We start from the raw sequence: 16108 nt of genomic DNA, 5'->3' as shown, positions 1-16108 counted from the left end.
AGGATGAGGTTACGCCCTCGTGCTCATTCAGATACACCAGGCCCTTCATGCCATCCGGCAATGCGTTGACCTGGCTAACATATTGAACGTCGGCCAGATTGAAGCCGGCGGTTGCGATTTCGGTGGCAGAGCCACCCGAGGCGTAGTGCAGAGTTGCCATCCATAATCCCTCATTTTGATTCGATAGCGCCCCGCGGACGTGTGCCTACTAGAAGGTGTATATTAGCGCCAAATCACATACCTGCAGCCTCTGATAGAATGATTGATCGGTGGCGGAATTTTCACATTACGGCGAAAAACATACTTATAGGGCAATCGGAGTTGCAGGTAAAAATAAAGTTTAAGTTTTAAGTATCTTCATAGATATTCTGGTAGATATTATAGATTTTTTCAAAAATTCTCGTTCTCAAAAAAATACAAAGTGATACGCGGTATATTCTATATCGCCACCGTTATTAAAGTATTTTCATTGTAAAGTTCCACCATGCGGCAGAGGCTAACAGCTGAAAAGCGTTGTGGTAGTGATACATTAAGAATAAGTGAGAAAAATAAGATACCCTGGTAACCGCAAAAAACCTAAACCAATAAGATCGAAAGCCAGATCACGGAAAAGGAAACGGCCTTATGCACTGGCTAGTCATCCAATCTACCTAATGTAAGCTAAGAATGCCGGCCGGACCGCGTTCTCTCCCAGTGGCACTAATTTGTTGTGGACAGATATCGCAGGTGCCAGTTCGCTACTAACTTTTCGGCAACTGAGACTGCCAGCACCGAAGGGAGATTGGGAGATTGTCGGGTTCGGATTCTGTTTCTTGGCCGGAATGGCAGGTTCTGCGCCGCTCGAGAGTAAGTGTGAACGAAGTGCGTGGCTGGGGCGCCAGGATTCGAACCTGGGAATGTCGGTACCAAAAACCGATGCCTTACCACTTGGCGACGCCCCAACAGCCAAGACTTACCTGCTGCGCGCGGCCTTATAGGACGAGCCGAGAGAAAGCTCAATGGCGAAGACAGGCATGTCGTAAGCAGACGACTTCTCCGGTTACGACCCCATGGTGACGGAAGCGCGAAGAGGGCAGCGTGGCTACAGGACCGCCGGATGCAGAAGTTCTGGTCGTATTGAACCACGGCAATAGTGGAACTGTCGACGCTAGACGCCGCGAGCGCTTGGGATCTGTAGTACTAGGCTCGTTACCAGGAAGGGTGCGGGCGGCCGTAATGACCGTCGGCTCGGCAAGCCACCGTCTTGACGCACGCTGGGCGAGGCCGCCACGAGATGCAGTTCTTTGCCAGGCACGGCAGGTTCCCTGAATGTGAGCACTTCCACGAGCACTGGTTCATAACGGCAGTTTCGCATGGGGACGAGACAAGACGAAGGCACAGCTTGACGCGGGATAGATCCGGCAAGCTGGCGCAAAGGCATTCAAAACGGCTGCGAAGACCACACCTCAAACAATCCAGCGAGAATGCCCAAAACTACCCAGATGAGGATCAATCCGATCCCGCCCAAAAGATAAGGAACTGCTCGACGAAACAAAATAGGACCTTGTTTTTAGATGGTGTGCACAGCGGTCCGTGAATCTAGCATGGGCCAAAGCGAAATCTTACCTCGAATTCCGTGAAAGGAAACTGACCCTCGGGCAAAAAAGGCGAAGTTGGGTTTGCGACGCTTTGCGATTCCAAGGGAATTATGTCGTTCGGGCCCTCGCATGACCGATTGGTGGGCTCGTTTTGACGTTTTTGATCTTGCCGCGGTGCCTTCAGGCGTGGCTTCTTGCGGGCCGCGGCGGATTGAGCATCTACTGCCTCTTGCTGGCACGATTTGCGATTTGCGACGATCGCCCGTGAGGTGTACCTCGATCCCCGCGCCTTCTCTGCCATACCACCACGCTGTGCTGAGCGGACCGACGATATTCACGTCTGACCTAAAGCCTCCGTCCAGTCCTTCGGCAACCCTGAAAAGGTTGGCCAGTATTGGGCGAACGACCAGGACAAGGCTGCGCTTTGGAAAGCCTTCACCTGTCGAGCGTTCCGTCCGTCGCGGGATTCCATACAACCGAACCTGCGGTCAGTCCCATCGTCTCCTTTTTTCCCTGTTTGGTTCCACGAAAAGGGAGGTTGATCAAAAGTTATGTCGACCCCGCTTTTCCTTAATCGATTGTAGAGGCCGGCCACCCTTGTCGATGCCTTGCCTTTCGCACTGCAGCATCATATCGCTCGATTTGTCAGTATTTCCAATCTCCTGCAACCGGGGAGCAAGCATGACCAAGTGGGTCTACACCTTTGGCGACGGCGCCGCGGAAGGCCGTGCCGGCGATCGCAATCTGCTCGGCGGCAAGGGCGCCAACCTGGCCGAAATGTGCAGCCTGGGCCTGCCGGTGCCGCCGGGCTTCACCATCACTACCGAGGTCTGCAACGCCTATTACGCCAACGGCCACACGTACCCGACTTCGCTGGAAGCGGACGTTGCGGTCGCCCTCGACCATATCGGCCGGCTGACCGGGCGCCGTTTCGGCGATCCGTCGAAACTGCTTTTGGTGTCGGTTCGCTCCGGTGCCCGCGCCTCCATGCCCGGCATGATGGACACCGTGCTCAATCTCGGCCTCAACGATGAGACGGTCGAGGCACTTGCCGCCGATTCAGGCGATGCGCGGTTCGCCTATGACAGTTACCGCCGTTTCATCCAGATGTATTCCGACGTCGTCATGGGCCTCGACCATGAGGTGTTCGAGGAAATCCTCGAAGACCAGAAGGGTGGGCTCGGCCATGAGCTCGACACCGAGCTGACAGCCATCGAATGGCAAGGCGTGATCGCGCTCTACAAGGCCAAGGTCGAGGAGGAGCTCGGCAAACCGTTTCCGCAGGATCCGAACGAGCAGCTCTGGGGCGCCATCGGCGCGGTGTTTTCCAGCTGGATGAACAACCGCGCCATCACCTACCGGCGCCTGCACGACATTCCCGAAAGCTGGGGCACGGCGGTCAACGTCCAGGCCATGGTCTTCGGAAATATGGGCGACACCTCGGCCACCGGCGTCGCCTTCACCCGCAATCCGTCGACCGGCGAAAAGCAGCTCTATGGCGAGTTCCTGGTCAATGCCCAGGGCGAGGATGTCGTTGCCGGCATCCGCACGCCGCAGAACATCACCGAGGCTGCGCGCATTGCCGCCGGCTCCGACAAGCCGTCGCTGCAAAAGCTGATGCCGGACGCCTTCCAGGCTTTCGTCAGCATCTCGGACCGCCTGGAACAGCATTACCGCGACATGCAGGATCTCGAATTCACCATCGAGCGCGGCAAATTGTGGATGCTGCAGACCAGGTCCGGCAAGCGCACCGCCAAGGCGGCGCTGAAGATTGCCGTCGATATGGCCAGGGACGGATTGATCTCGAAGGAGGAGGCCGTCGCCCGCATCGATCCGGCCTCGCTCGACCAGTTGCTGCATCCGACCATCGATCCGAAGGCTGCGCGGGATGTGATCGGCGTCGGCCTGCCGGCCTCCCCGGGTGCTGCGACCGGCGAGATCGTGTTTTCCTCGAACGATGCCGAGGAGGCCAAGACGCAGGGCCGCAAGGCGATCCTGGTGCGCATCGAGACCAGCCCCGAAGACATCCACGGCATGCATGCGGCCGAAGGCATCCTGACGACGCGCGGCGGCATGACCAGCCACGCCGCCGTTGTGGCGCGCGGCATGGGCAAGCCTTGCGTATCAGGAGCCGGCTCGCTGCGCGTCGACTATAAGGCCGGCACGCTGATGGCGATGGGCGCGACCTTTCGCAAGGGCGACATCATCACCATCGACGGCGGCAACGGCCAGGTGCTGAAGGGCGCCGTGCCGATGCTGCAGCCGGAACTCTCGGGCGATTTCGCCGCCATCATGGAATGGGCCGACGGCGCGCGCCGCATGAAGGTGCGCACCAATGCCGAGACGCCGCTCGATGCGCGCATGGCGCGCTCCTTCGGCGCCGAAGGCATCGGGCTTTGCCGCACCGAGCACATGTTCTTCGACGGCGACCGCATCGTTGCCATGCGCGAGATGATCCTGGCCGATACGGAAAAGGACCGCCGAACGGCGCTGGCCAAGCTGTTGCCGATGCAGCGCTCCGATTTCCTCGAGCTGTTCGAGATCATGGCCGGCCTGCCGGTGACGATCCGCCTGCTCGATCCGCCGCTGCACGAATTCCTGCCGAAGACCGAGGAGGAGGTGGCCGAGGTCGCCGCTGCCATGAACGTATCGCCGGACAAGCTCAGGCGGCGCACCGAAGCGCTGCACGAGTTTAATCCGATGCTCGGCCACCGCGGCTGCCGGCTTGCGGTTTCCTATCCCGAAATCGCCGAGATGCAGGCACGCGCCATTTTTGAGGCGGCCGTGGAGGCCGGCAGGAAGGCCGGCGCACTGGTGGTGCCCGAGATCATGGTGCCGCTGGTCGGGCTGGCGAAGGAGCTCGAATTCGTCAAGGCGCGCATCGATGCCGTCGCCAAGAGCGTGATGGAGGAAACCGGCGTCAAGATCACCTATCTTACCGGCACGATGATCGAACTGCCGCGCGCCGCGATCCGCGCTCATGTCATTGCCGAGGCGGCCGAATTCTTCTCTTTCGGCACCAACGATCTGACCCAGACCACCTTCGGCATCTCGCGCGACGATGCCGCCTCGTTTCTGGAGACCTATCGCCAGAAGGGCATCATCGAGCAGGATCCGTTCGTGTCGCTCGATATCGAGGGCGTCGGCGAACTGGTGCGGATGGCGGCCGAAAAAGGCAGGGCAACGCGGCCGGAGATCAAGCTCGGCATTTGCGGCGAACATGGCGGCGATCCAGCGTCGATCCATTTCTGCGAGGAGGTCGGCCTCGACTATGTGTCGTGCTCGCCCTACCGCGTGCCGATCGCCAGGCTAGCTGCCGCGCAGGCGGCGGTGAAGGTTGCAAAGAACGGCCGCGGATAGGAGTTGGAGTCCACCAGCATCTGACCTTACCGATTTGTAACCAAATTCACGCGAACGTGCGCGTGACGGCTCCAAATCCCGACATCGTTTCTGCCCAGTTTCTGGCCCCCGAACCCGCCCCGGTGCCAGAAACAGATGTTGCAGAACCCGCCCACGCACGTCCGCTCGATTCTCATCCTCCAGACGAAATTCATCGGCGATCTTGTCCTCGCCTCGGCGCTCGCCAGAAACCTGCGCCTCGAATATCCAAAGGCCAGGATCGTGTTCCTTTGCGAGGCGAGCTTTGCCAATTTCCTGACGGCTCATGGCATCGCCTCGGACGTGGTGGCGTTCCGGCGCGCCCGGATGCGTGGCACCCCACTGGAGCGTGGTCGCGAGCTTTACGCGATGGTGCGCGCTCTGCGCCGGTTCCGGTTTGACCTGACCATCGACCTGGCCGATTCCAAAACCTCACGCATCATCGTCAGGCTCGTCAACGCCAAGACCCGCGTCGGATATGATCCTCCCGAAAAACCGTTGCGCTGGATGGAACGCCAGCCCGCCAACGTCCTGGCCAAGCCGTTTGGCTTTGGTGGTCAGCATTATCTCTACCGCTATCTTTCGCCGCTTGAGGCACTCGGCCTGGAGTTGCGCGCGCCGGTCCCAAAGATTGAGCCGCTGCCGCTGGAGACCGCCAAGGCATTGGCGCTTCTCGACCGGCATCATCTTCGGCGTAACGCCTTCATAGCCGTTCATGCGGGAGCGAGCTTTCGGGGCCGGCAATGGCAACCGGAACGTTTTGCGCTGGCGATCGACGAGCTCTCGCGACAGACCGGGTTGGACTTCCTGCTTGTCGGCGGCCCCGGTGAACAGGCATCTGCCGAGCGCATCGTCGCCAAGGCCGCTTCGCCGGTCGTCAACGTGGTCGGGGCGCTGTCGCTGGCAACGCTGCTGGCGATCCTCGGCCAGGCACGCCTGTTTCTGGGGAACGAGAGTGGCCCGATGCACATGGCCGCCGCCGCGGGAACGCCGGCTGTCGGCCTGTTCGGCCTGACCGACCCCGCCGTCTGGGGTCCTGTCGGCGTGGCCAGTGTTACGCCGCGGCCCTCCATGCCTTGCAAGTGCATAGCCAGGGACCTGTGCCGCCGTCCCGATCCGAGCAAGGCTTGCTGCGTCTGGCGACTAGAGGTCAAAGCGGTTGTCGACGCGGTGCGCGCGATCCTTTCACGTACGGTTAAGGACGTCGAGCACGCATTGTGACCTCGTGCTTGCCAAAGGTCAGGCCGGCGGTCAAATTGCCGCTGCCGACGCTTTTGCAGGGGCATCGTCCCGATTTCCGCCTTGATGCCGGTCTTGAGGTCGCCGCTTCAACTTTGATCCGGCCGACCTGGAAATAATCAATGCGCCTGTTCCAAAAGCATTTTTGCGCCATTGCGATATCGCTGTGGGCTGCCTCTCCCAGCAACGCCCAGTTGCTCGTCGAACCGACGCTGCACATCAAGGCCGAGGCGGGCAGCGGCCGCGTCGCGCTGACGCTCGATGCCTGCGGCGGGCGGACCGATACAAGGATTCTCTCGGCGCTGGTGGAAAACAAGATTCCCGCCACCATTTTCGTCACCGGCATCTGGCTGAAACACAACGCCGCCGCCGTCGAGATCATGCGGGCGCATCCTGAACTGTTTGAATTGGAAAACCATGGCGGCCGCCACGTCCCGGCCGTCGACACGCCGCAAAAGATCTACGGCATTCGCAGTGCCGGCAGCCCGGAGGCCGTGCTGGCCGAAGTCGAATCGGGTGCTGCCGCTCTCGCCGTGACCGGCGAACCGGCGCCGAAATGGTTTCGCGGCGCAACCGCCGAATACAGCCCGTCGGCAATCGCGATGATCCGCAAGCTTGGTTTCAAGATCGCCGGATTCTCGATCAACGGCGACGGCGGCTCATTGCTCGGTGCAAAAGAGACCGCCCGGCGCATTGCCGCGGCAAAGGACGGCGACGTCATCATCGCTCATATCAACCAGCCGACCCATGCGGCCGGCGAAGGCGTGGTGCAGGGACTTCTGGCGCTGAAGGCGAAGGGCCTCACCTTCGTGCGGCTCGACGATGCCGATGGCATCGGCGATGAAGGCACCACCGACTGATCAGTCGGGCGTGGCCTCGATGGTCACCTTGTTCGGATAGAACGCGCCGTGATCGCGGATATCGGCCATCTCGTCGAACGGCCGCTCATAGGCCCACATCGCATCCTTGCCTGCATCGCCGGCGGGCAGCACGCTCCAATAGCTGGCATCGCCCTTGTAGGGGCAATGGGTCGAGCGTTCGGTCTTGCCAAGCTGTTTGAAGTCGATGTCGCCGAACGGAATGTAGAAAACCGGAGGGTAGGGCGATTCGGTCAGCACTTTGACCTTGCTGGACGAGGCGATGACGACATCGCCGGCGCGCACCGTCACGGTGCCCTTGTAAGGCTCGACGGTGATGACCTTGCCCGGATTGCGCTGAAAGCCTGGTGCCGGGTTTGCGATCTGGTCCATGTCGGATCTCCTTGCCTCAACCCAAGATGTGTCTGGCAAGAGCCTTGCGCAAGAGCTGCCTGCCACCAGGCGGGTGTCGCCCGCGGGGGAAGTCTCCGCTCTTTCTTCGCTTCGCCGAAACTCAGGCGGCGGCCTGGAAGGCGTCCAGCAGCCCGGCATAGGCGGCGGCAATGCCGGCCACCGGATTGGTGCTTTTCGAGGTGGTCTCGACCTTCAGCGCACCACCGCTAGTCGGCAAGGTGAGCAGCAGGAACTGGCGATTGCCGCCATCGCCGACGCAGGCGGCGGCGACGTGCTGGCCTTCGCCCTCGTTCTCGACGCACATCTTGAACAAGAGCGTGCCGCCGACCGCTTCGAGGGCGCCACCGACGACCTCGACGAATTCATCTTCGGAAACGGTTTTGGCGTCGGGCACCAGATCGGCCTGCGCGACATCTGCTGCCACCAGATCGGCCAGACTTTCGGCAAGCGTATTTTCGAGGGCTTCGTCGTCGAGCTGCGCGTCCATGCGACACCTCTTTCATTAGCCAATCGCGCCCCGCCCGTTAATCAACGTTAACGCCGAGGATGGCCGGATTGTGGCGAATTTGGCCTCATTTCGCCCTATGCACCGCTCCAGCCCGGTCACCGCTGGACAATCCGCCGGTTCGTCCCACAATGGCGCAAAAAATAACGGGAGGAACAAAATGCTCGGATTGATGCAGGAATGGCCGCTACTTTGCCATAAGCTGATCGACAACGCCGAGAGGCAGCACGGCAGACGCGAGATCGTGTCGCGCTCGATCGAGGGGCCGATCGTGCGCAGCACATATGCCGAAATCCATCATCGCGCCCTGAAGGTCGCCGAGCGGCTCGAGCGTGACGGCTTCGGAATTGGCGACCGCATCGCAACACTGGCCTGGAACACCGCGCGCCACGTCGAGGCATGGTACGGCATCATGGGTGTCGGCGCGATCTATCACACGCTCAACCCGCGGCTCTTTCCCGAGCAGATCACCTGGATCATGAACAATGCCGAGGATAAGGCGATCTTCGTCGATCTGACCTTCCTGCCGCTGCTCGAAAAGATCGCCGGCGCGGTCAAGTCGCTGAAGCAGGTTATTGTGCTGACCGACACGGCGCATATGCCGGAGACTGCGCTGCCCAATGTGGTTGCCTATGAAGAATGGCTTGCTCAAGCCGACGGCAACTTCGCCTGGAAGACTTTCGATGAAAACACCGCCGCCGGTATGTGCTACACCTCGGGCACGACGGGCGACCCGAAGGGTGTCCTCTACAGCCATCGTTCGAACGTGCTGCACGCCATGATCGCCGCGATGCCCGATGCCATGGGCCTGTCGTCGCGCGATACCATACTGCCGGTCGTGCCGATGTTTCACGCCAACGCCTGGGGCCTTGCCCAGAGCGCGCCGATGATTGGCGCCAAGCTGGTCATGCCCGGTTGCAAGATGGATGGCGCTTCGCTCCACGAGCTGCTCGACACCGAACAGGTGACCTTCAGCGCCGCCGTGCCGACGGTGTGGATGATGCTCCTCCAGCATTTGGAAGACACCGGCAAGAAACTTCCCTATCTCCAGAAAGTCGTCATCGGCGGCGCGTCCTGTCCACGCGCGATCACGACGAAGTTCCAGGACAATTACGATGTCCAGGTCGTCCATGCCTGGGGCATGACCGAGATGTCGCCGCTCGGCACGCTGTGCACCCTGAAGCCGGATTACGCCGGGCTGAAGGGCGGGGCCCGCCTCGGCGTCCAGCAGAAACAAGGCTTTACACCGTTCGGCATCGAAATGAAGGTGACGGACGACGCCGGCAACGACCTGCCATGGGACGGCAAGACCTTCGGCCGGCTCAAGGTCCGCGGGCCGGCCGTCGCGCGCGCCTATTATGGCGGCATCGGATCCGAACAGTTCGATCAAGACGGCTGGTTCGATACCGGTGACGTCGCGCACATCGATCCCGGCGGCTATATGCAGATCACCGACCGCGCCAAGGACGTGATCAAGTCGGGCGGCGAATGGATCTCGACCATCGAGCTCGAGAACCTCGCGGTCGGCCATCCGGACGTGGCGGAGGCCGCCGCCATCGGCATTCCGCATTCCAAATGGGGCGAGCGGCCTTTGCTCGTGGTCGTCCGCAAGCCGGGCAGGGAGCCGACCAAGACGGATATCCTCGCTTTCATGGACGGCAAGGTAGCGAAGTGGTGGATGCCGGACGACGTCGCCTTTGTCGGCGAAATCCCGCACACCGCTGCCGGCAAGATCCAGAAGATTACCTTGCGCCAGCAGTTCCGGGATTATCACCTGCCGACGGATTGACCGCAGATGCGGCGTCTTTGCGCCTTCAAGCCGCCGCTGAAAGGCACTATGCCTTTGTTCGGGTTGGGGCAGCGTGGAAAACAATGACGGGAATTCCCGAGCGACAAACGTCGAGGGCTGCCGGTTGGTCGCGGCGCGCCGGCGCGTTTTCGGCGATCCTGCTGCTGACCGCTCTCATCGGTCACCGCTATGACCTCGTCGAGACGCCCGCATTCCTGTGGGTGCTTTGCATTGTCGCGTTGCTGGCCGCATTTGCGCTTTTGTTCGCCGGGTTTGCCTTTGCTCGATTGTGGAATTTCGGCGATCGCGGCGGCCAAGACCTGACCGTCGGCGCCTTGCTGGCGCTTCTGGTGCTCGTCCCGTACGGCGTCGCGGCCTATTGGGCGGCGACCTATCCGCCGCTGCGCGACATCTCGACGGATCTGGACGACCCGCCGGTGCTGGATATTTCTACCCGGACAAAGGATATGAACGAGCTTTTGCCCCCGACACCCGGCGAGCAGCGCTTGCAAATCGAAGCTTATCCGCTTGTTACCGGACGCAGCTACACCTTGCCTTTCGATCGCGTTCTGGAGGCGGTCAAAACCGTGCTCGATCGGCGCGGCTGGCAGCTCACGGCGCCATTTCCCGACGCAGCAGGGCAAAGCGACGTGACGGTCGATGCGCTGGCCAAGAGCTGGCTGCTTGGCCTTCCCGCCGATGTCGCCATCCGCGTGACCGATGACGGCGATGCGGTCATCGTCGATATGCGCTCGGCCTCGCGTTACGGCCGCCACGATCTTGGCGATAATGCAGCGCGCATCACCGATTTCCTTGCCGAACTCGACCAGGAAGTCGCCGGCCAGGTGGGCGTCGCGCCGGCGGAATGATATCGGGAGAACTACTTTGCTGGCGAATAGATGCCGTCGATAGCCGCGCGCCATGGGTGTGGACCAGGCCGCGCGCCACCAGGTCTTCCAGATGGGCAAGCACCGACAGGCCGGCTGCGCCATGCAGGCGCGGGTCGGTGTCTCGATAGATCACCTCCACCATGTCCTTGATTGCCCGATCGCCGCTGTTGATCCGCTCCAGAATTGCCCGTTCGCGCATTTTGCGATGCGTTTTCAATCCGCGCATGAAGTTGCGCGGCTCGGTCACCGGCCCGCCATGGCCGGGCAGCAGCAGCCGGTCGTCGCGTTCGATCAGCCGGTCGAGCGATGTCATGTAGTCCGCCATCGCGCCGTCCGGCGGCGCGACGATCGTGGTTGCCCACGCCATGACGTGGTCGGCCGAGAAAAGGACGCCGGTTCCCTCCAGCGCGAAGGCTGCATGATTGGCGGTATGGCCGGGCGTCAGCACCGTCCGGATCGCCCAGCCGTCGCCGTCGATCACCATATCGTCCGGCAGCGCGATGTCAGGAGCAAAGTCGTTGTCCGCGCTGGCATCGAGCGGACTTATCTCGCCGGTACGCAACGGCCGCGCCGGACGATGCCGGCCTTCCCCCAGAACCGCCGCACCAGTGTGCTGCTTCAGCCGCGCCGCCAGCGGCGAATGGTCGCGATGCGTGTGGCTGACGAAGATATGGCTGACCGGCCTGGTCCCGATCGCTTCCAGCAGTGTTCCAAGATGTGCCTCGTCATCCGGTCCGGGATCGATCACCGCCAGCGTCTCGCGTCCGACGATATAGCTGTTGGTTCCGTGAAAGGTGAACGGGCTTGGGTTCCTAGCGGTGATCCGAAGTACGTCAGGCGCAACGGCTACGCCCTGGCCGTAGGCCGGATCGAAGCGTGTTTCGAATTTCAGCGCCATGCGAACGTCACGACCTTTTTTGGGGCGAGGGCAAAACCGATTGCCGCATAGCACGGAAGCCAATATAGGAAAACGCAAGGCCGCGTTCGGCGGCAATCCGGAACGGGGAAGACCATGGCAATTGCAACGACGATGCGTCCGCTCATTTCTCTCGCTTTGCCCGAAAAGGGCGCGGCCCGCCTGGCGGGAAAGCTTCTGCTGGCGATCGCCGGAACGCTGCTGCTGGTCTTGTCGGCCAAGACCAAGGTCATACTCGGTCCGGTCGATATCTCGATGCAGACGCTCGCCGTCTTGCTGATCGCTGCCTCCTTCGGCATGCGCCTCGGCGTCGCAACGCTGCTTCTCTACATGGCTGAGGGCGCGATGGGCTTTCCGGTCTTCCAGAGCACGCCGGAAAAAGGCATCGGCATTGCTTACATGATGGGTTCGACCGGCGGTTATCTAGCCGGCTTCGTCGTCATGGCCGCGATCGTCGGCTGGGCTGCCGACCGTGGCTGGGATCGCCATCCTATCAAGCTCTTCAATGCGATGCTTGTGGCCGAGATCGTCATGATGGCAATGGGCTTTGCCTGGCTGGCGCTGTTGATCGGCCCGGAAAAATCCTGGCAGTTCGGAGTGGTGCCCTTTATCGTCGGTGATCTGATCAAGGTTGCGCTGGCCGCGAGCCTGGTGCCGGCTGTCTGGTCGCTGCTGAAGCGTTCGTGAAGCCGGTCGAGCGGAACTTAAGTCAAAAACGGACCTGCACGTTGCATCGCTGTCGCCATGTTATTGCCTGAACCCCCATGACTCGATGGTGACCCGTTCTGCGCGAAAATCTGCCGAATGGTTTTCGCCGTACTTGGTGTGGCCGTGCAGGATCTTTGTCGCTGGCGGCAGGCTTGTGCGCGACGCCTTCCGTCACATTAGCTTCAAGTCGACAGACTAAGTACCACCAATGGGCGATTCGTCACGACCAGCGTAACCACGCACTTACGTATGGAAATAAATTGCTCGACATAGCATCTCAGCCAGCTGAAAAAGAAAGCGGCTCGATGATTATTTAGGCAGAGCTAAATTTATGGACAATGTGTAGGAAATCCTTAACCCAACCGCCTTGACTCTAGTGGCTTGGTTGCTTGCTGGTATCCACACACTGTCGTAACCGTTGACCTGAGATCATGCCGCCGACCGCCGAAGGGAGACACGTGAGTAGCGCGGAAAAAAGAACGAGCAAGGCAACAATCCCGTCGCCTGAGCCGACCGCCGCGCCGGCAACTCGCTGGTATGCGGCCAGCGTCTTTCCCGGAAAGGAGCACGTTGCCGAGCGGCATCTCCGGATCCAGGGATTCCAGCCGTTTGTGCCTCGCTGCGAGAAAACCGTGCGTCATGCCAGACGGCTCGAAACACGAGTTGCGGCTTATTTCCCCGGTTACATGTTCATCGCCCTTGACGTCGCGTTGCAACGTTGGCGCTCGATTAATGGAACGTTCGGTGTGCGCTCCCTCGTCATGCAGGGCGACCGGCCTTTGCCTGTCCCCTCCGGTCTGGTAGAGCGCTTCATTGCATTGACCCGCAGGCATGGCCTGCTCGATTTCAGCGGCGGCCTCTCCGCCGGCGCTTCGGTTCGGATCCTTTCCGGCCCTTTCGTGGAAATGATCGGTCGCCTTGACCGGCTCGATCCAGCCGGAAGGGCTCGGGTTCTGGTTGCCATCATGAATGGCGAGATACCTGTCGATCTTGATACCAGGGATCTCGTCGCAATCGCATAAATCGCAGCATCAAGGTGCGGCGAGGTGAAGTAAATTGTTGTCGGATCGGCTCTCGGGTTTCACCCGGGAGTGCGGTAGCCGTTCTTCGGTGGGACCAGGCGCTGTCTGGCGAGATCGTCTCGTCGGCGCTGATTGAGGATACGCGGTATGCGAATAACAATGATTGGTGCCGGCTATGTAGGGCTCGTCTCGGGCGCCTGCTTCGCCGACTTTGGCCATCAGGTCTGCTGCGTCGATCGTGATGCGGAAAAGCTTGCCCTGCTCAAACTCGGCAAGATACCGATCTATGAGCCAGGGCTCGACGATCTCGTCACCACGAACACCGCGCAAGGCCGCTTGCGTTTCGACGACAATCTGGCGGATGCTGTTTCTCAATCGGATGTCGTCTTCATTGCCGTAGGCACGCCATCACGGCGTGGCGATGGCCATGCCGACCTGTCCTTCGTCTATGACGCGGCCGCCGAAGTTGGTCGCGCGCTCAAGGGGTTTACGGTCGTGGTGACGAAATCGACCGTTCCCGTCGGGACCGGCGATGAGGTGGAACGGATCATCCGCGAGCAAAATCCCACCGCCGATTTTGCGGTGGTCTCCAATCCGGAATTTCTTCGCGAAGGATCGGCGATCGAGGACTTCAAGCGGCCCGACCGCATCATTGTCGGCACCGATGCCGAACGGGCCAAAGCCGTCATGGGCGATATCTACCGCCCGCTCTCGCTGAATGTCGCGCCGATCTTCTACACGAGCCGGCGTACGGCTGAGCTTACCAAATATGCCGGTAATGCGTTTCTGGCCATGAAGATCACGTTCATCAACGAAATTGCCGATCTCTGCGAACGGTTGGGAGCCGATGTGCAGGATGTCGCGCGCGGCATCGGCATGGACAACCGCATCGGCGCAAAGTTCCTTCATGCCGGGCCGGGCTATGGCGGTTCCTGTTTCCCGAAAGATACGCTGGCACTGGTCAAGACCGCGCAGGACGCGGCAAGCCCCGTGCGGCTGATTGAAACGACGGTCTCGATAAACGACCAGCGCAAACGGGCGATGGCGCGCAAGGTGGTCGAGGCCTGCGGCGGCTCTGTGCGCGGCAAGGCCATCGGCATCCTTGGCCTGACGTTCAAGCCGAACACCGACGACATGCGCGACGCCCCCTCATTGGCCATCATTCAAGCGCTCAAGGACGCGGGCGCTTCGATCAAGGCCTATGATCCGGTCGGCATGGAGCAGGCTCGCAAGATGATCGAGGGAATTGAATTTGGGGAAAGCGCCTACGCAGTCGCCGATGGCTCGCATGCGATCGTCATCGTCACCGAGTGGAATGCGTTTCGATCGCTGGATCTGAAGCGGCTCCGTGCACTCATGGTGACGCCGATAATGGTCGACCTTCGAAATGTCTATCGCGGCGAGGACGTCGTCAGGGAAGGGATAGCTTATTCCAGCATCGGCCGAGAGCGGCATGTTGTCAGGTGAACGTCCAACTTTCAAGAGAGCCCGATTCGCGGGATTCAAATTGATCGCCACCACCATCCATTTACCCAACAAACGGCATCTGCTGCTCCGGATGCGCTTTCAGCTGCTCGGTGGATTGACCTTTGCGATTCTGCTGCCAGCGCTGATCCGCCTGTCGTTCGATCAGGACGTAATCCGGTCACCAAACCTGCAGGTTACGATCTTTGCGGCGCTTATCGCGCACACGACAGGTTATTTCTTTTATAAGCGCATCGGCAATTTCCCGGGCGTTGCGGCGGCTGGGTACATCCTGCCAACCTTCGCCCTGACCTACGGTCTGGTGTTCGCGACGATCTTCTTCTTCAGATTCGATTACAGTCGGTTCCAGGCCGCGGCGAGCTTCATTCAATCGACATTGTGGTATTTTGGTTTGAGCTTGGCCACGCGGCGGCTCGATGCACACCGGCTGGCGATAATTCCTGGCGGAGGCGTCAACAGGCTGGAGAGCATACCAGGTGTTCACTGGCACAGGATTCATTCGCCCGACACGGTCGTCGAGTACGCGACCGGCGTGGTGGCGGATCTTCGAGCCGACCTTTCAGATGAGTGGGAGCGGTATATTGCCGACCGCGCGCTCTCGGGAACGCCGGTCTATCATGTCAAGCAAATCAGCGAATCGCTCACAGGCCGGGTAGAGATCGAGCATCTTTCTGAAAACACTCTCGGCTCTTTGAATCCAAACCACGCTTACCTAAAAATAAAGCAGGCGATAGACTGGGCCTCTGCATTATTCGTGCTTGTTGTTTTCTCGCCATTGCTGTTGTTCGTGGCGATCGCTGTAAAGATCGATTCGCCTGGACCGGCGCTATTTAGACAGAAGCGAATGGGCTATAGAGGCCATCCCTATGAGGTCTACAAGTTTCGAACGATGAAGCTCAGGGACATAGCTGTCGACGAGAAGGAAGCGGCCATTACGAAGGCCGGCGACGCACGCATCACCCGTTTGGGGCAGTTCTTGAGAAAATCCAGGATCGACGAGTTGCCGCAGGCCTTCAACATCCTGCGCGGCGAGATGAGCTGGATCGGTCCGCGGCCGGAAGCGCTCGTGCTCTCGAAATGGTACGAGGCGGAGTTGCCATTCTATCGATACCGGCACATCGTGCGGCCTGGCATTACCGGATGGGCGCAAGTCAACCAAGGCCACGTCGCGGCTGTTGACGATGTCTTGGAAAAGCTTCACTACGACTTCTACTATATCAAGAATTTCTCCCCTTGGCTCGACGTGCTGATCGTGTTTCGTACCATCCGAACCATGCTGACGGGCTTTGGCGCACGTTGACAGTGCGACAAAGATCGGTAGTCGAAGT

Annotated in this window: 11 protein-coding genes, 1 tRNA gene and 1 pseudogene; 9 read left to right on the top strand and 4 right to left on the bottom strand. The window is 60.4% G+C overall.

Features of this window, described 5'->3' with window-relative positions; all coding sequences use genetic code 11:
- Positions 1-866 precede the first annotated feature (866 nt).
- Positions 867-941: transfer RNA gene (locus NKJ84_RS25960), tRNA-Gln, on the bottom strand.
- Positions 942-2258: 1317 nt separating this feature from the next.
- Between NKJ84_RS25960 and ppdK the strand changes: the two genes are divergently transcribed.
- The 3 genes from ppdK to NKJ84_RS25945 all read left to right on the top strand — a co-directional run bounded on the left by ppdK (position 2259) and on the right by NKJ84_RS25945 (position 7054).
- Positions 2259-4937, top strand: coding sequence for a pyruvate, phosphate dikinase (gene ppdK, locus NKJ84_RS25955; protein WP_352508809.1), 2679 nt, complete (start codon positions 2259-2261; stop codon positions 4935-4937).
- Positions 4938-5072: 135 nt separating this feature from the next.
- Positions 5073-6176 (top strand): glycosyltransferase family 9 protein, encoded by a 1104-nt coding sequence (locus NKJ84_RS25950; RefSeq protein WP_352508808.1) that lies wholly within the window; start codon positions 5073-5075, stop codon positions 6174-6176.
- Between the two features lie 140 nt (positions 6177-6316).
- Positions 6317-7054 carry a polysaccharide deacetylase family protein gene (locus NKJ84_RS25945; protein WP_352508807.1) on the top strand — a complete coding sequence of 246 codons (738 nt, stop codon included), beginning with the start codon at positions 6317-6319 and terminating at the stop codon, positions 7052-7054.
- Here NKJ84_RS25945 and NKJ84_RS25940 read toward each other — a convergent pair whose 3' ends face one another.
- A complete protein-coding gene (locus tag NKJ84_RS25940) occupies positions 7055-7444 on the bottom strand; it encodes a DUF427 domain-containing protein (protein ID WP_352508806.1) in 390 nt (129 codons plus the stop codon).
- Between the two features lie 121 nt (positions 7445-7565).
- Positions 7566-7952, bottom strand: coding sequence for a hypothetical protein (locus NKJ84_RS25935; protein ID WP_352508805.1), 387 nt, complete (start codon positions 7950-7952; stop codon positions 7566-7568).
- Positions 7953-8130: 178 nt separating this feature from the next.
- Between NKJ84_RS25935 and NKJ84_RS25930 the strand changes: the two genes are divergently transcribed.
- Entirely contained in the window at positions 8131-9759 is a 1629-nt protein-coding gene (locus NKJ84_RS25930; RefSeq protein ID WP_352508804.1) for a fatty-acid--CoA ligase, read from the top strand.
- Between the two features lie 83 nt (positions 9760-9842).
- Entirely contained in the window at positions 9843-10628 is a 786-nt protein-coding gene (locus NKJ84_RS25925) for a DUF1499 domain-containing protein (RefSeq protein ID WP_352508803.1), read from the top strand.
- A gap of 11 nt (positions 10629-10639) precedes the next feature.
- Here NKJ84_RS25925 and NKJ84_RS25920 read toward each other — a convergent pair.
- A pseudogene (locus tag NKJ84_RS25920) lies at positions 10640-11547 on the bottom strand (MBL fold metallo-hydrolase).
- Between the two features lie 114 nt (positions 11548-11661).
- Between NKJ84_RS25920 and NKJ84_RS25915 the strand changes: the two are divergent.
- The 4 genes from NKJ84_RS25915 to NKJ84_RS25900 all read left to right on the top strand — a co-directional run bounded on the left by NKJ84_RS25915 (position 11662) and on the right by NKJ84_RS25900 (position 16080).
- Complete coding sequence (locus NKJ84_RS25915) at positions 11662-12252, top strand: biotin transporter BioY (protein WP_352508802.1); 591 nt, start codon at positions 11662-11664, stop codon at positions 12250-12252.
- A 452-nt stretch (positions 12253-12704) separates the two neighbouring features.
- Positions 12705-13295 (top strand): transcription termination/antitermination protein NusG, encoded by a 591-nt coding sequence (gene nusG, locus NKJ84_RS25910; RefSeq protein WP_352508801.1) that lies wholly within the window; start codon positions 12705-12707, stop codon positions 13293-13295.
- 147 nt (positions 13296-13442) lie between these two features.
- On the top strand, positions 13443-14762 hold the full coding sequence (locus NKJ84_RS25905) for a UDP-glucose dehydrogenase family protein (RefSeq protein ID WP_352508800.1): 1320 nt from the start codon (positions 13443-13445) through the stop codon (positions 14760-14762).
- A gap of 40 nt (positions 14763-14802) precedes the next feature.
- A complete protein-coding gene (locus NKJ84_RS25900; RefSeq protein WP_352508799.1) occupies positions 14803-16080 on the top strand; it encodes a sugar transferase in 1278 nt (425 codons plus the stop codon).
- Positions 16081-16108: the final 28 nt, after the last annotated feature.

The sequence above is a fragment of the Mesorhizobium sp. M0048 genome (assembly GCF_040323405.1).
Taxonomy (GTDB): domain Bacteria; phylum Pseudomonadota; class Alphaproteobacteria; order Rhizobiales; family Rhizobiaceae; genus Mesorhizobium.
This window is presented reverse-complemented; position numbering and strand designations above follow the sequence as displayed.